Origin of the sequence: Microcystis flos-aquae FACHB-1344 (assembly GCF_014698375.1) — a bacterium.
GTDB lineage: Bacteria > Cyanobacteriota > Cyanobacteriia > Cyanobacteriales > Microcystaceae > Microcystis > Microcystis aeruginosa.
This window is the reverse complement of record NZ_JACJSW010000214.1, coordinates 1-20,345: the sequence shown is the minus strand read 5'-3', so window position 1 is coordinate 20,345 and position 20,345 is coordinate 1. Positions and strand designations below refer to the sequence as shown.

At 42.8% G+C, this 20,345-nt stretch carries 16 protein-coding genes and 4 pseudogenes; 11 read left to right on the top strand and 9 right to left on the bottom strand.

Going from position 1 to position 20,345, the window contains the following annotated elements; translation table 11 throughout:
• Positions 1-255 precede the first annotated feature (255 nt).
• From H6G48_RS22295 to H6G48_RS27580, 4 genes and pseudogenes are all read left to right on the top strand, one after another.
• Positions 256-1,054, top strand: a pseudogene (locus H6G48_RS22295) (IS630 family transposase); the annotation flags it as partial.
• 39 nt (positions 1,055-1,093) lie between these two features.
• Complete coding sequence (locus H6G48_RS27585; RefSeq protein WP_423202556.1) at positions 1,094-1,330, top strand: transposase; 237 nt, start codon at positions 1,094-1,096, stop codon at positions 1,328-1,330.
• A pseudogene (locus tag H6G48_RS26610) lies at positions 1,296-1,478 on the top strand (hypothetical protein). The gene H6G48_RS27585 and the pseudogene H6G48_RS26610 overlap by 35 nt, the downstream one beginning before the upstream one ends.
• A 13-nt stretch (positions 1,479-1,491) precedes the next feature.
• Positions 1,492-1,938: pseudogene (locus tag H6G48_RS27580) on the top strand (ISL3 family transposase).
• A gap of 1,071 nt (positions 1,939-3,009) precedes the next feature.
• On the opposite strand, the gene H6G48_RS22275 reads toward H6G48_RS27580, so the two are convergent.
• The 7 genes from H6G48_RS22275 to H6G48_RS22245 all read right to left on the bottom strand — a co-directional run bounded on the left by H6G48_RS22275 (position 3,010) and on the right by H6G48_RS22245 (position 9,771).
• Entirely contained in the window at positions 3,010-3,429 is a 420-nt protein-coding gene (locus tag H6G48_RS22275; protein WP_190723224.1) for a YraN family protein, read from the bottom strand.
• A 167-nt stretch (positions 3,430-3,596) separates the two neighbouring features.
• Positions 3,597-3,974 (bottom strand): DUF3110 domain-containing protein, encoded by a 378-nt coding sequence (locus H6G48_RS22270; RefSeq protein WP_002765892.1) that lies wholly within the window; start codon positions 3,972-3,974, stop codon positions 3,597-3,599.
• A gap of 79 nt (positions 3,975-4,053) precedes the next feature.
• On the bottom strand, positions 4,054-4,515 hold the full coding sequence (locus tag H6G48_RS22265) for a DUF2996 domain-containing protein (protein ID WP_002795499.1): 462 nt from the start codon (positions 4,513-4,515) through the stop codon (positions 4,054-4,056).
• Positions 4,516-5,129: 614 nt separating this feature from the next.
• Positions 5,130-7,139 (bottom strand): NAD-dependent DNA ligase LigA, encoded by a 2,010-nt coding sequence (gene ligA / locus H6G48_RS22260; RefSeq protein ID WP_190723223.1) that lies wholly within the window; start codon positions 7,137-7,139, stop codon positions 5,130-5,132.
• Between the two features lie 14 nt (positions 7,140-7,153).
• Positions 7,154-7,720 (bottom strand): Uma2 family endonuclease, encoded by a 567-nt coding sequence (locus H6G48_RS22255; protein WP_190723222.1) that lies wholly within the window; start codon positions 7,718-7,720, stop codon positions 7,154-7,156.
• A 20-nt stretch (positions 7,721-7,740) separates the two neighbouring features.
• The gene (locus tag H6G48_RS22250; protein ID WP_190723221.1) at positions 7,741-8,307 is read right to left on the bottom strand and encodes a Uma2 family endonuclease; all 567 of its coding nucleotides are present in this window, start codon (positions 8,305-8,307) and stop codon (positions 7,741-7,743) included.
• 144 nt (positions 8,308-8,451) lie between these two features.
• A complete protein-coding gene (locus H6G48_RS22245) occupies positions 8,452-9,771 on the bottom strand; it encodes an aminopeptidase P N-terminal domain-containing protein (protein ID WP_190723220.1) in 1,320 nt (439 codons plus the stop codon).
• Positions 9,772-9,832: 61 nt separating this feature from the next.
• Between H6G48_RS22245 and H6G48_RS22240 the strand changes: the two genes are divergently transcribed.
• The 4 genes from H6G48_RS22240 to H6G48_RS22225 all read left to right on the top strand — a co-directional run bounded on the left by H6G48_RS22240 (position 9,833) and on the right by H6G48_RS22225 (position 15,269).
• Positions 9,833-10,306 (top strand): hypothetical protein, encoded by a 474-nt coding sequence (locus tag H6G48_RS22240; protein WP_190723219.1) that lies wholly within the window; start codon positions 9,833-9,835, stop codon positions 10,304-10,306.
• A 218-nt stretch (positions 10,307-10,524) separates the two neighbouring features.
• The gene (locus H6G48_RS22235) at positions 10,525-11,478 is read left to right on the top strand and encodes a PhzF family phenazine biosynthesis isomerase (protein ID WP_190723227.1); all 954 of its coding nucleotides are present in this window, start codon (positions 10,525-10,527) and stop codon (positions 11,476-11,478) included.
• Between the two features lie 402 nt (positions 11,479-11,880).
• Positions 11,881-13,842, top strand: coding sequence for an FkbM family methyltransferase (locus tag H6G48_RS22230; protein ID WP_190723218.1), 1,962 nt, complete (start codon positions 11,881-11,883; stop codon positions 13,840-13,842).
• A gap of 29 nt (positions 13,843-13,871) precedes the next feature.
• A complete protein-coding gene (locus H6G48_RS22225) occupies positions 13,872-15,269 on the top strand; it encodes an FkbM family methyltransferase (protein WP_190723217.1) in 1,398 nt (465 codons plus the stop codon).
• Between the two features lie 81 nt (positions 15,270-15,350).
• Here H6G48_RS22225 and H6G48_RS26975 read toward each other — a convergent pair whose 3' ends face one another.
• Positions 15,351-17,567: a calcium-binding protein gene (locus H6G48_RS26975; protein WP_190723216.1), complete on the bottom strand. Its 2,217-nt coding sequence runs from the start codon at positions 17,565-17,567 to the stop codon at positions 15,351-15,353.
• Between the two features lie 410 nt (positions 17,568-17,977).
• Positions 17,978-18,232 (bottom strand): hypothetical protein, encoded by a 255-nt coding sequence (locus tag H6G48_RS22215; protein WP_190723215.1) that lies wholly within the window; start codon positions 18,230-18,232, stop codon positions 17,978-17,980.
• Positions 18,233-18,519: 287 nt separating this feature from the next.
• On the opposite strand from H6G48_RS22215, the gene H6G48_RS22210 reads away from it, so the two are divergent.
• The 3 genes and pseudogenes from H6G48_RS22210 to H6G48_RS22200 form a co-directional block, all read left to right on the top strand.
• Positions 18,520-19,752: a glycosyltransferase family 4 protein gene (locus tag H6G48_RS22210; RefSeq protein WP_079209486.1), complete on the top strand. Its 1,233-nt coding sequence runs from the start codon at positions 18,520-18,522 to the stop codon at positions 19,750-19,752.
• 52 nt (positions 19,753-19,804) lie between these two features.
• Positions 19,805-19,978 (top strand): hypothetical protein, encoded by a 174-nt coding sequence (locus tag H6G48_RS22205; RefSeq protein WP_190723214.1) that lies wholly within the window; start codon positions 19,805-19,807, stop codon positions 19,976-19,978.
• Positions 19,979-20,199: 221 nt separating this feature from the next.
• Positions 20,200-20,345 (top strand): annotated as a pseudogene (locus tag H6G48_RS22200) (IS701 family transposase); the annotation flags it as partial.

The window sequence follows — 20,345 nt, the reverse complement described above, 5'->3', positions numbered from 1 at the left end:
CATTTTCAGGCGTGCGCTTAAGTCTCTCATGCTGACGATACTTTTATCCAGTGCAAAACCTATCCAACAGGACACAAAAGTAAATGTACTTAATGCGGGATAGTCATTTTTGGGGAGTGGCTTGAGAAGCTCTTTCATTAGTTTTGGGAAAATTGTTAGCATGGCTTATTCACATTTATTGGTGTATATTTACTTTGTTTTCTTATCTATAATATCAAATTTTGTACGACTTTTTTCCCCGTTCAACACTTCTGGGGAAAAAGTAGTTGGACTCTGCAAATGCTGGCGGATAAAATGGTAGAACTAAAAGTAGTGGAACAAGTCTCGATTGAGACGATTAGACAAAGCTTAAAAAAAACGAACTTAAACCTTGGCTTCATGAATCTTGGGTAATTCCACCACAATCAAACGCCGAATTTGTCTGCGGGATGGAAGAAGTTTTAGATATTTATCAACGTCCTTACGACGAAAAAAATCCTTGGGTTTGTTTTGATGAAAGTTGTAAGCAGTTGGTGAAAGAAACCAGAGAGGTAATTCCCCCTGAACCTGGTCAATTAGAGCGTTATGACTATCAATAGGGCCGGAATGGGGTGGCCAATCTCTTTATGTTTTTTGAGCCGTTAATAGGTTGGAGACACACCTCGTAACTGACCAAAGAACGGCCATTGATTATGCTCATCAAATGAAATATTTGGTAGATGAACGTTATCCTCAAGCTGAAAAAATTGGGGTAATTCAAGATCAACTTAACACTCATGTTAAAGCCTCTTTATACAAAGCTTTTGCTCCGGAAGAAGCCAAACGGATTTTGGATAAATTGGAGTTTCATTATACTCCTAAACATGGCAGTTGGTTGAATATGGCAGAAATTGAATTGAGTGTTTTAAATCGTCAGTGTGTGAACCGTCGTATCCCCGATAAAGATACTCTCAAATTGGAAATTACTGCGTGGGAAGAAGAGCGAAATCAAAAATCTAGTTCTGTTAATTGGCGATTTACCACAGCAGATTCCCGTATCAAACTAAAGCGACTTTATCCCTCAATACAAACTTGATGACCTAGTACTGCTAAAGGACAAAAAAAATACAGAGCAGTGGTGAGTGACTTAGATAAAAAATGTCTAATAGATGTGATAGCGAGTAGAACTCAGGAAGAGCTTATAGAAGCGCTAAGCGAACAGCTAAAGGATATTCGAGAGAAAGTGGAGGAAGTTTGCATCGATAGGTGGGGAGGGTTTGTCAAAGTGATCGAGGAGGTTTTTCCTAATGCAATTATAGTATATGAGGTTCTTCGGTTTGTGCTATGCAATGGACGGAGTTATAAGGGATGAAACCCTTATAGAGAAGGACATTGATGCGATTTTTGTCAATTGTTTTCGATCTAGAACGAACTAATCAATAGAACTCTTGCCAGATAAGGATTTAGTCGATTTATGCCACCCTATTGAACCATACCAAGTAACGAAGAACCGTATATGACCGTTTTCATGTAATGAAAATGGTCAACAAAAGACTAAACGAAATACGATGTAAATTAGGAATGAGAGCGAAGGGGATACGTCATCTTTTACTGAGTAATAGAGAGGACTTAACTAAAGAAGAAAAAGAAGAACTATCTAGGTTACTGAAAGATTATCCTATTTTACAAATCGCCTATGAAGTACAAGAAGAATTAAGATAAATCTACGAAAGGACTCGCACGATTAGTGGGGGAACTAGGAAATTAAGAAGGTGGCTGAAAAATGCTGAAGTTTTCTATGGAGAAATATGTGGGACAATTAGACAACACTTTGAGGGAATTTGCCATTACTTTATTAATCGAACAACGAATGGAGCTATGGAAGGTTTAAATAATCGTAGTCGTGTAATTTTGCGTCAGACTTATGGGTTAAGAAATTTTCAACATCTGCGCTCACGGCTGTTAGCAGCCAATCATTGATTAGTTAAACTTATCACCATCAGTCCAATAGACCCAAAACTAACTATATTCTTTTAATTTAGCTGAGAATAACAAGCTAGATATCTTTGTCGTGCGAATAATGTATTGAGAGTTGATTAACCGTATCTGTGGAAAAATAATGGTGGAAAGATCATAAATTTAGAAGTTCAAAGACGAAATAGATAAACCCTCCATTATACCATAAAAAATTTTTGCAAGAGGTCTATTCTTTTGAACGCAGTGTGTCAACCTATTTCACTGCTTAATACCTACGATGGTTCAAGTCAGACATTTGGCTCACGCCTAATCGTGGATGGTTGGCAGTGGTCTCGATTCTGGTGTTAGGTTACACCTCTCTCGCCTTCCGTTCCCCGCTTCAGTCCCAGAGTTGTGACTTCTGAATCTGGGGGTGGCTAACGCCGTTACTCTCACCTTGTAAAGATTTATTACAAGTGTATTGACCTTGAGTCCCCTTGCCTAGTTTGGTATCGAGTGATACTAAACGTCGGGACATATAAACAGTTATAAGGTTGGTCAGGGTTGACCTGTTAGATTCAGTCGAAAGACTGAAGACCTTATTAGGCGGTTATTTCAGGCATTTGGTTCCCTATTTCATGCCTAAACGTTTCGCACAGCCACTTATCTATAGTTTTGTAACGGCAATTTTTGCTAAAAATCAATAAGTGTAAACTTTAATCACAAGGTCGATCGAGTCCTGACAAACGTGTTATCTTAAAAACATAAGGCACAAAGGAAGCGACTCAACTTCCTTCCGGGCAAAAAGACCTAGAGCCTGTGCCACCTGCTCTAGCTCAACGCAACAGCTAAATCGGACGCAGATTCTCAAAGTTTGTAAAGTAAAGTATGGTTTCGCCTCTGTTGCTCGATATAGGACAGATGGAGTGAGCCGTAATCAGCACCTGAGTCGGTAAACTGAGAAATCTTGATAGTTGACAGATAGACTGTTGTGGGTTCTGTAAACCTCTATTGTATTGAGTCCGTTAAACTTTTAGGAGTCCATATCGTTTGTACAAGATGAAGCCCGCCTCCCTAGGCGGGCCTATTGTGTTTTTAGAAAACCGCCACGAGATATTCCTGTAATTGCAATTGATAACCTGCCTGTAGCTGACAGGGATAATCAAGGGAAAACTCAGGTAAAGCTAATAGAGAACTTTTTTGACAACTAACTAACGCCACATCGAAACGACAGGTTAAATCGGACCATTGGGGATAAAAGGCAAGAAATATCTGGGCAGCTCCGTAAATTTTCCCTTGTTTACGGTCATTGATCGCTAATTTGCCCCCTAAATCCCAATTGCCAGCACTGCGGGTTTTCACCTCGACGAAAGCGAGAGTCGCTTGGGATTTAGACAAGACGATTAAATCGATTTCACCGCCAGCACTACGCCAACGACGCTGGAGAATATGCCATTGCTGTAATTGCAACCAATCCGCCACCAAATTTTCGCCCAATTCCCCCACGGTTGTCATATTCAGTTATCAGTTATCAGTTATCAGTGGTCAGGGAACAGGGAACAGGGAACAGGGAATAACATTGATTTATTGTCCTGTCTTCTGACTCCGAACTCCTGACTACTGGCTAATGTCTCCTGTCTCCTAACCAAGCAGGACAATTTTCGATTTTTACAAGAGGTTTATTACAAAAGTCCTTCTAGACGACGACGGATGCTGTCTAACTCCGCATCGGGAATCTCGGAAAACTCCTCCTCGGCGGGGGGGACTTCCTCTTTTTGCCAATCCAACTCCTCGGCATTGCTTTCGGGGGGAATTACTAACATACCCGCTGCAATCATTTCCGCTTGATAGCCGGCGCCGCGACAAAATTCTGCCACTTCCTCCGAATCAATTTTCTCTACCGTGGGAGTCGGAAAATCCTGTGCCTCTAACAGCAGAGCATAACGGGTGGCATCATCTTCCGATTCAAACATCAACACCTTATTGATAGCTCCCATTTGAATGGTGTGGATACCTTCGTTTTCTGTGCCTGCGTTAAAAAGTAGTACAAATACACGCATAATTACTATTAGCGATCGATAAGCGGTGGTCGTCTATACTCATTTTACCCCCCTTCTCGATCGCTAATCCTCAGCAATTTTAGTTTCTAGTCAACCACTTTTGACCGTTAAGCCGTTGCAGGGTGTAAAACAACAGTAAATCAAGACTAACTTTCCTTTCATCGATCATAAATGATTCAAGGGTACTAGGTTGAGCACCGCCCTCAGCTTGAGAAAAAGCTTTTTTGCCATTGATGTCTTCTTCTAAAAAATAAATGCTAAATTGACGCATTCCCTCGAGCCAATTGCCAGTTAACTGCCAACAGGGAGAGCTAGAAAAGCCCTGCACGGGAATTTTATCCTGTTTAAAGGACAGCTTTATATCAGTTATACCGAGCTTTTGCAAGGCTGCCGCCAGTGCGGGCTGAAAATGCTGCTCAATAAATTCAGCGAAGGGTTTTTCCTCGACGGTTGGCTCCTTGGGTTTTTTAGCAGCCGCAGGTTGAGCCGGTTTTGCTGCTTCTGCTGCCGGAGTTGCGGGGGTGGTGGTTTCTTCTGCCATAGGAATTAATCAGGAATGGGTAGGTAGCTACAATTATATTTTCTCCCGGGTTATCAGCTATCAGTTTTTTTAGTTATCAGCTTTTATCGAAAATTTGGGTTAAAACCCCGTCCTTTTAGGACGGCTTTAAGCTACAATGGAAAAAGCGATAACCAAGCTAAAAACTGAACCTTGACCACAGATAGTAGGGGGTTTTGTTCAGAAAAGACTTCAAATTCGGCCTTGAACGAGTAAAACTTTCTAGGAAATAAGGTTGAACATGAGATTTTTTCGACTTGTTCAAAGTGGCCGTCCGGCATTCGGACAATCAAAACGGACGGGTCGAAAGTGTCAGACTTAAGCAATTAAGCGTTTTTCGCTATCTGCGTCAACCCCGTTGACGCGACCACCCTAAAAAAGTGGCGTGGTGAAGAATCGCCGTCCGTTTTACGGCGGCGAGGATGTCAATTACCCGATTAATTAGGGCTGGCAGATGAAAATCGGTAAAACCCTACACCCCACCTGCCCCCCCGATGTCGGGGGGGGTTAGGGGGGCCACACCCTACCCCCACCGAAAAACTTTTTGCCGCAGACTCTACTTAATGCTTCGGCAGATTTGCTCCAATCTTAAGCTTTTAAGCCTTGATTAATTCGAGTAATTGTGCTTCGGTTAGCTGAGTAATGCCCAATTCTAGGGCTTTTTCTAGCTTAGAACCCGCCGCTTCTCCTAGCACTAAATAATCGGTTTTTTTGCTGACAGAACCCGTCACTTTCCCCCCAGCTTTTTCGATTAATTCTTTGGCCTCCTCCCGTTTGAGAGTTGGTAAAGTGCCAGTAATCACAAAGGTTTTCCCTGCTAAGGTGGCTTTAGTGGTGGTGGTTTTTGCTGCTGCGGCAAATTGTAAACCCGCTGCCTGTAATTTAGCGACTAAATCCCGATTAGCCTCGATTCTAAACCAATCATAGACCGATTGAGCGATTTCTTCACCGATACCATAGACAGAGGCTAAATTAGTCACGCTGGCGTTAGCTAACTCCTCCACAGTCCGAAAACTTTCGGCGAGAATTTGGGCGTTAACGCTGCCCACATAGCGAATTCCTAGCCCATAAAGTACCCTCGACCAGCTTTGATTTTTGCTCTGAGCCATAGCTGTAATCAAATTTAAGGCTGATTTCTCGCCCATTCGGTTTAATTTGGCAATTTCCGTTTTTTCGAGGCTGTAGAGGTCAGAAATGGCGGTAACTAATCCCTGTTCAATCAGCAAAATCACCACTTTTTCCCCTAATCCCCGGATATCGAGAGCGTCGCGACTAGCCCAGTGTACTACACTTCCCCGCAAAATCGCCGGACAGGAACTATTGACACAGCGCGTCACCGCTTCCCCCACCGGACGAACTAGGGGAGATTGACATTCAGGGCAATTAGTGGGCATCTGGAAGGGGAAAGTCTGGGGAGGACGCAATTCGGGCAGGATTCTCACCACTTCCGGGATAATTTCCCCCGCTTTGCGGATAATTACTGTGTCACCGATGCGGATATCTAATTCGGCCACTCGATCGCTATTATGTAAAGTAGCCCTTTGTACGGTGGTTCCTGCTACCTGTACCGGTTCCATCACCGCCATGGGTGTAACCGCACCGGTGCGTCCCACGTTGACGATAATATCTTTAACTACTGTGGGGACTTCTTCGGCAGGATATTTTAAAGCGATAGCCCACCTGGGGAATTTTTGGGTGAATCCTAAGCGATTTTGTCGCTGTAAATCGTTGATTTTGACTACGACACCATCGGTCATGTAGGCTAATTGATGACGTTTTTCTTGCCAATCTTGATAGTATTGCGCCACTTCTTGCAGGGATGGACAGAGTTGACGGTGGGGATTAACCAGAAATCCCATGGTTTCTAATCTATCTAAGGATTGCCATTGATTAGTGATATGGTTATCGTCTAAATGCAGGGTATAGGCAAAAAATTGTAAGCGTCTTTTATCAACTATTTTCGGATCTAATTGTCGTAGGGTTCCCGCTGCCGCATTGCGGGGATTAGCAAAGAGAGATTCCCTTTTTTCTTCTCTTTCTTGATTGATTTTATCGAAGGTATCGAGGGGGAAAAAAGCTTCGCCGCGCACTTCCACAATTGCTGGGGGATTATCTATATTTAAGCGTAAAGGAATAGAGCGAATTGTCCGCACATTGGGGGTAATATCTTCGCCAGTGACTCCATCCCCTCTAGTAACACCTCTGACTAAAAAGCCGTTTTCGTAGGTTAAAGCTAACGCGGAACCATCGATTTTTAATTCACACACATATTCCGTGTCTTGGGTTTCATTTACATATCTTTGCCAACGGTTGCCCCATTTATTTAATTCTTCGAGGTTAAAGGCATTTTCGAGACTATACAGGGGAATATTATGACGGACAGAAACGAATTGACTAGAGATTTTATCCCCGACTCTTTGGGTGGGACTATCGGGGGTGATTAATTGAGGATAACGCTTTTCTATGTCTTCTAATTCCCGATAAAGTTGATCATAAACGCTATCGGGTATAAAAGGATCATCAAGAACATAATAAGCATAACTGGCTCTTTGTAGTTCTGTTTTTAGTTGTTGGCAACGTTGTTGGATTTCTAAGGGGATAGTCATAATCGTTAATAATGCTACTGTGCAAAGACCATTTGAGGAGTTAATTGTAAATCGGGAAATGTCACCGATATTATCCTATCTTCCTGATTAAATTCTGCCAGTTCATAAAATCCCGAAATCAGGGTTAAAACTGATATTTTTAGAGCCATAGGATCGATAATCCAGTATTCAGGAATGCCTCTCACTGCGTATTCTGAACGCTTATAACGGTAGTCATCATCGGCATTACCCGGGCTAACAATTTCTACAACTAACAGGGGAGGAAATTCAATCACTGCTGTGGTCATATTTCTAATCTCTTGACATTGTTGGGCAGTTAAAATCATTAAGTCTGGAATTCTCGATTTAGCTTTATCGGTGCGAATTCCCACCGTAGCGGGCATAACTTTCCAAGTTAGATTTAATCTTTTAATTTCTGCTATTAAATAATCATAAAGACAGGCAAGAATTAGAGCATGAAAGCCACTAGCAGGAGGCATAGAAATTAATTCTCCGTTAAATAATTCGTACTTATTATCTGTGGAGTCCTGATAATTTAAATATTCTGTAAAGGTATATTTTTTTGGTTTGGTAGCAATCATGATAACCTCCAGCCAAGATTTTAATATTCAAAGACCATTTGAGGAGTTAATTGTAAATCGGGAAATGTCACCGATATTATTCTATCTTCGTTGTTAAATTCTGCCAGTTCATAAAATCCCGAAATCAGGGTTAAAACCGATATTTTTAGAGCCATAGGATCGATAATCCAGTATTCAGGAATGCCTCTCACTGCGTATTCTGAACGTTTATAACGGTAGTCATCATCGGCATTACCGGGGCTAACAATTTCTACAACTAACAGGGGAGGAAATTCAATCACTGCTGTGGTCATATTTCTAATCTCTTGACATTGTTGGGCAGTTAAAATCATTAAGTCTGGAATTCTCGATTTAGCTTTATCGGTGCGAATTCCCACCGTAGCGGGCATAACTTGCCAGTCTAATTGTAGCCTCTCTATTTCCCTTTCTAACACCTTAAATATATATCTAAGTATCAAAGCATGAAAGCCACTAGCGGGAGGCATGGAAATTAATTCTCCGTTAAATAATTCGTACTTATTATCCGTGCAGTCTCGATAATTTAAATATTCCGCAAAGGTATATAATTTTTCTTTGGTGACAACCATAATAATCTCTAGAAAAAACTTAATTGAATCTCCTTAAGGGGGGTAGGGTTGATTCATGAATCAACCCTACCATGAATCAACCCTACTATGAATCAACCCTAGGGTTAGGGGGAATCTGACAATTTTTAACACCTAGCTTTTTACTTAAGATTCGATATCCTCAACTTTTTTGGGAACCGTTGCAGTTAAAACCTCATTTCCTGTGGCAGTAACTAACACATCATCTTCGATACGGATACCGATACCCCGCCATTTTTCTGGCACTTCCGGCTGTCCTTCAGCAGGTTTAATATCGGGGGAGATATAAATCCCCGGTTCCACGGTTAAAACATGACCGGGCTGCAAAGTTTGCCAAGTTTCTTCGTTAACTTTATAACCTCCTGCATCATGGACATCTAATCCTAACCAATGGCCAGTTCTGTGCATATAAAAAGGCTTATATTTTTCCTCTTTAATTATCTCATCAATGTCGCCGACCAATAGCCCTAAATCTACTAATCCCTCCACAATTGTTCTGACGGCTGTGTCATGAAAAAGATTATAAGGATTACCAGTTTTTACCACTTCAATCGCCTTTAATTGAGCTTCCAGAACAATTTCATAGATAATTTTTTGTTCGGGGGTAAATTTACCATTAACGGGAAAAGTGCGGGTAATATCACCGTTATAGTAATTGTAGGCACAACCGGCATCAATTAATAAAAGCTCATTTTCTTGTACTTGGCGATCATTGTTGATATAGTGCAGAATACAGGCATTAGCACCACTAGCGACAATAGAAGGATAAGCAGGACCCATACCCCCTTCTAGGCGAAAAGTATGCTCAATTTCCGCTTGAATTTGATACTCATAGTGACCAACTTTAGTGAATTCTCTGGCCCGATTATGTGCCTGGGCCGAAATAGCGGTTGCTTGGCGAATATTGTCCAATTCGGCTGCGGTTTTCAGCAAGCGCAAAGGATGGAGAATAAAATTAGTATCCTCTAAAGCAGTCGGTCCGGTGCCGCGACGGGGAAAAGTGGCGATTAATTTTTGCCAGTGATTAAGAACGTTTGTATTAAAAGTTTTGTCCCGTCCGAGATGATAATAAATTCGTTCGGCTTTTTCGAGATATTGGGGTAATTTTTCCTCCAATTCTTGGATAGAATAGGCCTCATCAGCACCAAAAATCTCCTTTGCTCCTTCCACACCGTGGAGATAGCCGGTCCAAGTTTCTTTTTCTGGGTCTTTTGGCTGCACGAACAGGATAAACTGATGTTCGGGGTGATGGGGTGCTAAAATCGCCACCGCATCGGGTTCATTAAATCCTGTCAGGTAAAAAAAGTCACTATCCTGACGATAGGTGTATTCTACGTCATTGTGCATGACCGCCATGGGCGCACTGCGAAAAATTGCGGTTCCATGGCCGATTTTTTCCATTACCTGCTGACGACGCTGCTGAAACTCTCTGCGATCGATGCCCATAGATATTCCTAAAAATGTCACAATAAGTCTTAGAGTCTATTATCGCTAATCTTTTTAGTTTATGACCCCTGAAGAACCAGATTTTTCCCAAGATATCATCGAAAGGCGCTCGTTTACCCTAGCAGATTTTATCGCTCAAGAGGGGGCGGATTTCCTCAAAGGGGAATCTCCCGTCCCCAAATTGGTGCAAGTTACCACAGAGATTAAACAATTTATTGCCGCTAATTTAGGTGATTCTTCGGGAGCTTTGCAGATAATTTTACAGCTTATCGTTGATGAAGAATTAACAAAAGTCAGTCAAAATTTAGATAATCCCGTTCAAGCTTTACAGTTAATTCTAGAAGAAATTTTAGACAATCAAGAATTACTCTATGAGTTAGTACACCGAGTCGATGTGAAATGGGGACAATTATACGGGGAACGTCCCTATTTTCAAAAACCCAATCAGAAACCTCACCCTGAAGACGAATACACTCACAATTCCGTTAGAGATAAGTTAGTCAGTTTATTAGCCAGATTAGAACCGAATAAGTAGTAGAGCCTGTAGCAGCTATGAGGAGACTCCGAGACGATGCCCTATCAAGACATACCTTATCTTTAGGAAAAATTCTGTATTTTAATTATTTCTTAATAAATAGAGAATAACAGGACTGACACGGAGCATTTATCCCTAGACAGACCACCGGGACGGTCAGGGGTGAAAATAGGTGTAAGATGAAAAAATTCTCCGATAACTGTTGCTCTATCCCCCGCGTGCCTACCTATTCCTACTATACCGCCGATGTTTTTAGCGATCGCATTTTTGGCGGTAATCCCCTGGCGGTTTTTCCGGAAGCGTCTGGATTAACCCGCACCCAGATGCAAAAAATCGCCGCCGAATTTAACTTCTCGGAGACAGTCTTCGTTTTTCCGCCAGAAACGCCCCAAGGCACTAAAAAAGTCCGGATCTTCACCCCCAGTACCGAATTACCCTTTGCTGGTCATCCTACCGTCGGCACAGCCTATATTTTAGCCCTAATCGGTGCTATTCCCCCCCACCAAGAAACCACGATTTATCTGGAGGAAGGAGTCGGTTTAGTACCGGTAAAAATTAGCATGGAGGGGGAAAAACCGGTCTATAGTGAGTTAAAAGTGGCACAATTGCCAGAATTAGTGACGGATACTTATGCTCTCGATGATTTAGCGGCGATTCTTTCCCTCAGCGTTGCCGATTTCTTACCCGGTTATCCCCCCCGCGCCTTTTCCTGTGGCCTTGCTTTTTTATTCATCCCCGTCAAAAATCGAGATATTTTAGCAAAAATCAGAGTTAATTTAGGTCTTTGGTCATCATTATTGGGACAATCCCCCGCTAATTCCCTTTTTGTCTGCTGTTTTGACCCAGAATCACCCCAATCTCGTATTTATGGCCGAATGTTTGCCCCCGGTTTGGGAGTTATGGAAGATCCCGCCACCGGTTCGGCTGTGGCCGCTTTAGCGGGCTACCTAGGGGGGTTAGAATCTTCTAGGGAAGGGATGAATCAATGGACGATAATCCAAGGAGTGGAAATGGGCAGACCCAGCAGTTTACAATTAAAGTTTCAGAAAAACAACCGTGAAATTACGGAAGTTTCTGTGGGTGGTGCATCAGTTCTAGTCTGCCAAGGCAAGATGATAATTCCCGATGGGGAAACAAAAGATGCAGTTAAGCGGTCGTTTTCAAGGTTATAAATCAAGCTACCGATAGGTTTATTTGTCGCCAAGCTTAGAAGTTTGCGGAGATGGAATAATTTCCCATGACGATTGACACGCGGGTATCACCTAGGCAATAATGTAGAACGAACAGACTTACCAACTTCTTTTTGGCAGTTGCAGTTTTTGGTTCTTCGGTTTGTGTTATGTAATGGACGGGGGTTATAAGAGATGGAACCCTTATAGAGAAAGACATTGGACGATTTTTGTCAATTGTTTTTGATCTAGAGCGAGCTAATCAGTTAAATCTTTTGCCAGATAAGGATTTAGTCGATTTATGCCCCCCTATCGAACCATAACAAGTAACGAAGAGCCCAGTTTTTGTATCACTGTAAACCCCTCTCTTGCCCTAACAGACAAAAATTAATTCTCAAAAAATCAATGGCTAATCTTCTTGATGACACTGTAACTAGCAACGTTAATCTCCGTCTGTATATCAATCAACTACTTCCCTATAATCAAACTGTATCTCAACCAAAATATTTAGGAAAACTTGATGTTATTATTACCCCGAATGAAGTTAATAGACGACATGGAACGGGTACAATTTTAATTAATATTTTTAGTGAAGACAAAAATATATTTTCTCTGCGCTGCGCTAATCACTACGATAGCGAACACGAATTTGGTTGTTTAAACAGATGCTTATCAATTGCCGATAAATCAAGGGCAGAAATATTTACAGAAATGCTATCTGTTTTTCAGGGTATCATCCCCCAAAGAGTTATTTGTGTTCCTTTTCATCCCGAAGAACTCTATGCAGCCATAGCCATTAAGGAATTGTTTGATGTTCCCTTGTGTACTTATATCATGGATGATAATAATCTATACACTCAAGGCAATCGACCAATTTCTCCAGAATTAATGAAAGAAACCTTAGAAAAATCCGTGCTAAGATTAGCTATTTCTCCAGAATTAAAGAGAGCTTACGAACAACAATATGGTTTAAAATTCTGGCTATTACCTCCTCTGGTTGACAAGGAAATAGTTAAAATTCAAAATCCCCTAGACAGCGAAACCAAGAGAGAAAATAGAGGCATATTGGTTGGTAATATCTGGAGCCAGAAATATCTCGACATTTTTCGAGAAACTGTGCGTAAAACTGGAGTTAGCATTGATTGGTATTGTAATAACTATGATAATCCTCGCTGGTTAACTTTCGATCGAGAGGAATTAAAAAGTGATGGTATCACTATTTATCCACCCTTAAAAGAATCGGAGTTAGTGGAGAAACTCAAAAACTACTCTTTTGCTGTCATTCCTTCCGGTAAACTAGATGAAAGTGATAATATTCAGAATATCGCCAGGCTTAGTTTGCCTTCAAGAATACCTTTCATCTTAGCTTCCTCTCAAACTCCCTTCCTTGTCTTAGGTAATGCAGAAACGGCAGCAGCACGCTTTGTTCAACGATTTGAAGTCGGATTTGTCTGTGACTATAAGTCCGAGAATTTTCAAAAAGTAGTTAATCATCTATCTCTCCCTGATGTCCAGAAAAAATTACGTCAAAATGCCGCCAATATTGCTGAGTTATTTTCCGCTAAAGATATGGATAAATGGCTCTGGGAATCTTTAGAACAAGGGCAACCCACGGATTTAAAATTTGAAAAATTAATGCCCTATTCCTCTAATGAAGTTGTCTATTATCTCGAACCTCCGGCTCCTAGGGACATCTGGCGTGATTTTATTCCCCCCTATCAAGCTTTAAAACGCTTAAAAGATAAGGGATTTCAACCCAATTTTGTGGTGGATGTTGGTGCTTCCACGGGAATTTGGTCTGATGCTATTAACAGAATTTATCCCCAAGCTCGATTTATTTTAATCGACCCTTTAATTTCTCGCTACGATAAATTAGCTCGAAAATATTTTATTGACTTACATGATAACTTTGAAGCGGTAGAAGCATTAGTTTCTCATCAAATAGGTCAGCAAACTATGAAAGTTAGTGCTGATCTTTATAATAGCTCTATCTACGAAGTCAAGACCTCCCAACTGACACAAACTGTAACGGTAAATGTGATCACTTTAGATTCCCTTGCTCAAGAAAAAGTGATTACTGGACGGGGACTTTTAAAGCTAGATGTACAGTTTGCCGAACACCTAGTTATCGAGGGAGCAAAACAGTTTTTGTCACAGGTGGATGTGTGTATTATCGAGCTTTCTCTTTGGAAATACCAAGAAGAAACTAAAACTTTGACCGAAATGTTAGAAGTTATGACAGAATTGGGATTTCGCTATTACGACGAGGTGGGAGAATGGCGCTTACCGTCCGATGGCACTCTCTTCCAAAAAGATATTCTTTTTGTGAGAAAAAATCTTTTCTTGCTTGAAGGTCAAATCGTTTAGTTAATAAGGAATAGACAAAGGTAAATATCATGGTAATTCAAAGATTTAAAGCTATTAAGGATCTATTACTGGACAAGTTAGATACCACCCTGTCAAGAATAGATGACTTAGAAAAAATTGCTGGATTTCTCAGCGAAAATGCTAATTCATCCCAGTCTAAGCTAGATTCCTTAGAACAGATAACCTCTCAATTAGTCAAAAACAATACTGATTCTCAAGAGAAACTGAGGTTATTAGAACAGCTAATCGCTGAACAAACTTTCAATGATAACTCATCACTCCAGACATCAATTTATCTGATTGAGCTATTACAAAAATGGTTCCCACATATCCAACAGCAATATACTAATTTACTACCGCAAATCCAACGAGAAGTTCAACAACAACACTACGGTTTATTCTCCCAAATACAGGGAAAATTAGACTGGCAGCATAAGAGTTTGCTCGGACAAATCCAGGAGGAAATTCGACAGCAACACTCGGTTTTAATCTCGAACTTACAGGAGGAAATTCGACAGCAATACAGTGGTATTATCTCCCAAATTAAGGATGATTATCAGCATTTGCAAGCAGATTTACACCAGCAGTATAATACCCTTTTGGATAATTCGGGACTGCGAGTTAAAGCGGAGAATAACCGGGGAGAAGACTTAGAGCCGGAAGAAAAACTCATAACTTTTCTTTACTCATTTTTACCGAGTCGAAAAGCCATAGATATCGGTGCCAATCGGGGAGATATTTCGGAATCTTTGCTGAAAGCTGGTTATCAAGTGTATGCTTTTGAACCCTATACCCCTGTTTTCGAGCAACTATGTCAGCGCTTACAGCAAAATAGCGATTTTCAGGCCTATAATATTGCCATTGGCTCCCACGATACCACGATGGATTTTCATATTTGCTCTGACCAATCGGAGGAGCAAATTTTTCAAAATCCCAGCCTCTATAATACTCTTTTTCCCCATTCTATGCCCCCCGGTTTAAACTTTACCGAAACCCGACAAGTTCAGGTGAGAAGTTTAGAAAGTCTTCATCAAACGGGAGAGATTAGCCACGATATAGGATTGGTAAAAATTGATACCGAAGGCTATGATTTAGAAGTGATTCAGGGGATGGGTAAAGCACAGTATCCGGTCGTAGTTGCCGAATTTTGGGATAAGAATCATATTTTTGGGCAGTCAGGAACCCTCAATCGTTTAGACCTTTTGGTAGAAGGCATGAAAAAACGAGACTATCATTGGTATTTAGTGATTGGTCGTTCAGATAAACCCAGTAATTACAATTTCAATTATGATATTTTCTTCTACGGTAATTATCCCGAAACCGTGGATAATTCCTGGGGAAATGTGTTCTTTTTCCGCGAATACGAAGTCTTTAAACAGGCCTTAAGTTGGTGTTCGACTTTTCTGCCCATGGCTTATTTGCAGTAATTACAGCTACTGGCTAGGACTCAATCATAAATAAAATAAGGGTGGGCAAATGCCCACCCTATCAATTAGCTAGATGTGGAATTAAACTAAAGTAATGCCCAATAAAGGATTGCCACCAACAAAGCCTGTGATTTCGATGATTGCATCAGCGGTTGAGTCATAACCAGCGATGGTATTGTTGATTGCGATGAAAGTCCGGGTATTGGCAACCGTAAAGGCGGTTACGGCGTTAGCGCCAAAGGTGATATTGGTTAACACCGCACCGATAGCACCCGCATCAAGAGATGTAGCGTTATTATTAGCAGGAGGGAGAGGAGCGAAACCCACACCCAAAACCGCAGCCGATACATCAATTTTATCAACAGCTACGTTGAAGCCAGTGATGCGGTCGAAGTTAGCCAGAAGTGAATCGGCGAGATTAGTATAAACGAAGGTATCGACATCGGCAGCGAGTGCAGGGCCTCCACTGAGGGTATCGGCTCCACCGCCTCCAGTGATAGAGTTATTCAGACTGTTGCCGGTGATGACGTTGGCCTCAGCATTACCAATACCGTTGAGCGCGGCACCATTCTCACCCAGGGTAAGATTCTCGAGATGCTCTCCTAAAACGTAGGTTAATTCGGCTGCGGTATTTCCCGAATAGAACACCGTATCCGTACCTTCGCCAGCCAGTTCAGTGATAGTGTCTTGCACCCCGGTGGCCTGGTTAAAGCGATCGATGAAGTAGATATCATTACCAGTACCACCCACGAGAGTGTCGAGGTTATTCTGCACACCGGTGAACTGGAACTGGCCATTCAAAGGGTTAAGGGTATAGCTACCATCGCTGATGAAGTCATTACCAGCACCACCGATTAAACTATCGGAATCCAGACCCCCACTGATGCTATCGTCACCAGCACCACCTTCAAAGGTGTCATTGCCAGCTTCAGGAGCGGCAATGGGAACTACGCCAACGAATCCTGTGACAACAGCCCCGATATTATCGTTGCCATCGCCACCAGTCATATTGTCGTTGCCGTCGCCACCAATTAGGGTATCATCACCAGCACCGCCGTCGGCCGTGTCGTTGCCATTTTCCGTCAGGAATCCAACCAGTGGCACGCCAAAAATACCACCGCCCAGGTTGACACCACCGATCAGGTCGGCACCGTCGCCACCAATCATATTGTCATCGCCATCACCACCGACGAGGGTATCGTTGCCGCCTAAGCCGTTGAGGACATCTCTGCCACCTAAACCAGCCAAGAAGTTACTTCCAGAATTACCTTGGATAGCGTTGTTAAATTGGTTACCGACAGCGTTGAAGTTGGGGGTGCCATCGAGGATGATCGACTCGATTTCCGCTTCCGGTCCGAGGAGATTGAGGTTGTAGGTGTCGGGCAAGCCTGTCACCAAATCGATGGCATTATTTTGGTAGGTGGGAAGAACGATAACCGCATCCACACCGCCTTCTACCCCCGGACGATCTTCAACTAGATCGGCGGCGTTGTCAACGTAGAAAACGTCGTTACCGTCACCGCCACTCATGAAGTCGGCACCGGCACCACCGTAGAGGGTGTCGTTACCAGAATCGCCCGTGAGAACGTCATTTTCATCACCGGCCCAGATGTAGTCGTTGCCGTTACCACCGTTGAGGGTATCTCGACCGGAGCTAGTTTCACCCGCGCCGGCAATGCCACCGTCGGGGGTCCAGCCACCACCGATGATGAAGTCGTTGCCTTCACCACCAGATGCTTCGTCATCACCCTGGCCAGCATAGATCACATCAGCACCATTGCCAGCGTTGAGGGTGTCGTTGCCGTCTTCCCCGTAGAGGTTGTCAACGCCGTCCCCACCGTTGATCGAGTCGTTGCCGGAAGCGTTGGAAACTCCGCCGAGGGAGGTGCTATCACCCCCAAAGAGGAAGTCATCGCCAGTGCCACCATTAACGGTGTCGTTATCACCTTGGCCGTAGAGGGTGTCGTTACCCATATCACCGGCGAGGGTATCTTGACCGAAACCACCGAGTATATTGTCGTTACCGCCACCACCATCGATAAAGTCGGAGCCGTCTTGACTGCTGCCGTCATCTAAGCCATCGGCCCCTGGCGCACCCCCAACGAGGAAGTCATCACCGTTGCCACCGAAAATATTGTCAAAACCGTAACCACCGTAGGCGGTGTCATTACCGTCCGTTCCAAAATTATCGTCCGCACTCAAATTGATTTGATCGTTGCCCTGCAGACCATTAAACCAATCTGCCTCAAGAGTGCCTCTCAGTAGGTCATTACCCACCGTTCCAAATACTGTAGCCATATTTTTCCTTTCTGAGCTGATGGTTAATTTGAGTTAATAGTTGTGAACTATTTTCTATCTTCGCTAATCACCTTAGCATAAAAGTGACAAAATCAGCAATTTTTTTGGCTTAATTTTTGTGGTCTTGAAACTGCTGAAATGCACCATAACTCAGGCAAAAAGTTTTATCCTTACCATTAAAAGTAAGGATAACAAAACCACAATCTTCTCCATCTTTCTTAACAAAAGCTAGGAAGACTCTAGAGTAACTTTTAGAAGAGTCGGTTATTGTCCGGTAAGTAACCTCAAAATAGATTCCCTTCGCAATTGCATACGGAGCAACTCCTAATCACAAACATTGGAATTAATGTCTGAAATTATCTAGGTTCGTTCCCAAACACAACTGTTTCAGCACACCCGTCTCTTGAGTTTCAAGCAGGACAAGCTAATCGTCCACAGGGCTGCAGATGATTAGCTTGATGATTAGTAGTTGCCAGAGGATGGCTGTAGGGCTTGCCATCTATCCTCAACTGCCGTTTGATTGCGCTCGGAGATTCCCCCGTGTGGCAAGCAACTTTTTGCTTGTCTTGCTTAGTTCCTATTGTCGCAGACCCCCACTTGTGATCAAAGGGGATCAGTGCGGAGCCGATTATAACGGCCGCTCCGTCAACCAAGATAATTTTCATTTTCTCTCCTCAACACCTTGAAGAAAACGTTTTCTTTGAATCTCTATTAAAGAGAACACACCACAACCCATCCTTGCACAAAAACAGCCAGAAGTCAAGAGTCTGCCGCTATCGGGACCTGGGCAGGAGACAAGGGACGATGATATAGACTGGATAAGGTTTTCAGGACCGAACTGAAAGGGTAAACTATTGCTCGATCTTAATGATTATCAAGATTTCTTAACAAAAGTCTTCTGTTACTAATGTGCTACTCTAGCTACAGTCTCTTGAGGTCATAACTAGACAAAATGCGGATCCTGTTTGTTCACCAAAACTTTCCCGCCCAATATAAACATCTGGCCCCGGCTCTAGCGGCAAAGTCCGGTAACCAAGTGGTGGCACTGACCCTAAAAAAGCAGCCTTCTTTGCCGGGGGTGCAAGTCTTTCGTTATCGTCTCTCAAGGGGGACAAGTCCCAACATTCATCCCTGGGTATCGGAGACCGAAACCAAAGTAATACGAGGAGAGGCAGCGGCCAGGGCTTGTCTACAGTTGCGTCAGCAAGGATTTGTTCCCGACGTTATTTGCGCCCACCCGGGTTGGGGAGAATCGCTATTTCTCAAGGAGGTTTTTCCGGAGGCCAAACTCCTGGCTTTTATTGAATTTTATTATCATACTCACCAGTCCGATTTAGATTTCGATCCAGAATTTCTCGACCAAAGTTTTGAGACCCTCTGTCGGGCGCGAATGAAAAATGCCAATAATCTTTTAAATCTAGAATTGTGTGATTGGGGAGTCAGTCCCACTCACTGGCAATGGCAGAACATACCAACAGCCTATCGGGATAAAGTGAGTATTATCCATGATGGCATCGATACTCAAGTGGTTTGCCCCCAACCAGACCAAAACCTCATCCTCCCTCAAGCTGGTTTGACCCTCACCCCTAAGGATGAGGTAATTACTTTTGTTAACCGTAATCTCGAACCTTACCGAGGCTTTCATTCTTTTATGCGATCGCTGCCAGAAATCCTGCGAAGACGGCCGCAAGCGCAGATTCTGATTGTTGGGGGTGAGGAAATTAGCTATGGGAAACCGCTGCCCGATGGTCAAAGCTATAAGCAGAAATATTTGGCGGAATTAGGAGAAAATCTCGACAAAAGCAGGGTGCATTTTTTAGGTCGCATTCCCTACGAGCAATTTCTTTCAGTCCTGCGAGTTTCGGGCGTTCATGTCTATTTAACCTATCCTTTTGTTCTCTCTTGGTCGATGTTAGAAGCGATGAGTACAGGCTGTTTAGTGGTCGGTTCGGCTACTCCCCCAGTTGAGGAAATAATCGAAGATGGAGTAAATGGACTATTGGTGGATTTTTTCTCTCCAGAGCAAATTGCCGCTGCTGTTGACCGAGTTTTCGACCATTCTGAACGAATGTTAGCCCTTCGACAAAGGGCTAGAAAAACAATTATTGACCGATATGATCTAAAAACGATTTGTTTACCTAAACAGATAGAATTGGTGGAGAGTTTAGCTGCCGTCGCAGGCTAACAGCAGAAAAATTGGTTTCCCATGCCAGTGATGCCAATTATACAAAAAGCCAATGAATCAAAGAAAAACGGCAATAGTTTGCTTTGGTTACGACACAACTACCAGGGAGTTGTTCTATGATGCTGATGGTAACTTCGGCGCCGGTCTTGTTCGCATTGCGACCTCTAAGAAGGCGCTCACTTTGGCATTGGGTTTAAATGCCAGCAACTTTACTATCGTCGCTTAATTTCCAGTAAGCAGACGAATCCGAGTTGACTATTATAAAAGACCATCCTTTTTCAGGATGGTCTTTTATCGTTCCAGGGTAGAACCCTGGAACGATAAAAGGGAGGGTCTCCCTCCCTTCTCTGCTCCCCTGGTCTAGTCATAGTGGGACTTAAACGATCAACAAGAGTATAATAGAGTATAATCGTTAAAGAGTAAGCACTTTACGTTGAAAAATCGGCGATGAAAGAGACAACCCCAGCCGCGATGCCCCCATGCTTTGACCGATGGTGTCGGCGGTTTGACAATTGCTTCAAAAACGAAGCGCAAAAAAACGGCTTCAGACAATATTTAGGAGGATTATTAGGGGAAAGTGAGAGGAAAAACCT

Coding starts and splice junctions, on each gene's coding strand:
- H6G48_RS22250 (WP_190723221.1), bottom strand. CDS start 8,307: ATGGTTGTCACCAAAGAAAAATTATATACCTTTGCGGAATATTTAAAT.
- H6G48_RS22245 (WP_190723220.1), bottom strand. CDS start 9,771: ATGGGCATCGATCGCAGAGAGTTTCAGCAGCGTCGTCAGCAGGTAATG.
- H6G48_RS26975 (WP_190723216.1), bottom strand. CDS start 17,567: ATGGCTACAGTATTTGGAACGGTGGGTAATGACCTACTGAGAGGCACT.
- H6G48_RS22215 (WP_190723215.1), bottom strand. CDS start 18,232: ATGAAAATTATCTTGGTTGACGGAGCGGCCGTTATAATCGGCTCCGCA.
- H6G48_RS22255 (WP_190723222.1), bottom strand. CDS start 7,720: ATGATTGCTACCAAACCAAAAAAATATACCTTTACAGAATATTTAAAT.
- H6G48_RS22210 (WP_079209486.1), top strand. CDS start 18,520: ATGCGGATCCTGTTTGTTCACCAAAACTTTCCCGCCCAATATAAACAT.
- H6G48_RS22275 (WP_190723224.1), bottom strand. CDS start 3,429: ATGACAACCGTGGGGGAATTGGGCGAAAATTTGGTGGCGGATTGGTTG.
- H6G48_RS22230 (WP_190723218.1), top strand. CDS start 11,881: ATGGCTAATCTTCTTGATGACACTGTAACTAGCAACGTTAATCTCCGT.
- ligA (WP_190723223.1), bottom strand. CDS start 7,139: ATGACTATCCCCTTAGAAATCCAACAACGTTGCCAACAACTAAAAACA.
- H6G48_RS22225 (WP_190723217.1), top strand. CDS start 13,872: ATGGTAATTCAAAGATTTAAAGCTATTAAGGATCTATTACTGGACAAG.
- H6G48_RS22265 (WP_002795499.1), bottom strand. CDS start 4,515: ATGGCAGAAGAAACCACCACCCCCGCAACTCCGGCAGCAGAAGCAGCA.
- H6G48_RS22240 (WP_190723219.1), top strand. CDS start 9,833: ATGACCCCTGAAGAACCAGATTTTTCCCAAGATATCATCGAAAGGCGC.
- H6G48_RS22270 (WP_002765892.1), bottom strand. CDS start 3,974: ATGCGTGTATTTGTACTACTTTTTAACGCAGGCACAGAAAACGAAGGT.
- H6G48_RS22205 (WP_190723214.1), top strand. CDS start 19,805: ATGAATCAAAGAAAAACGGCAATAGTTTGCTTTGGTTACGACACAACT.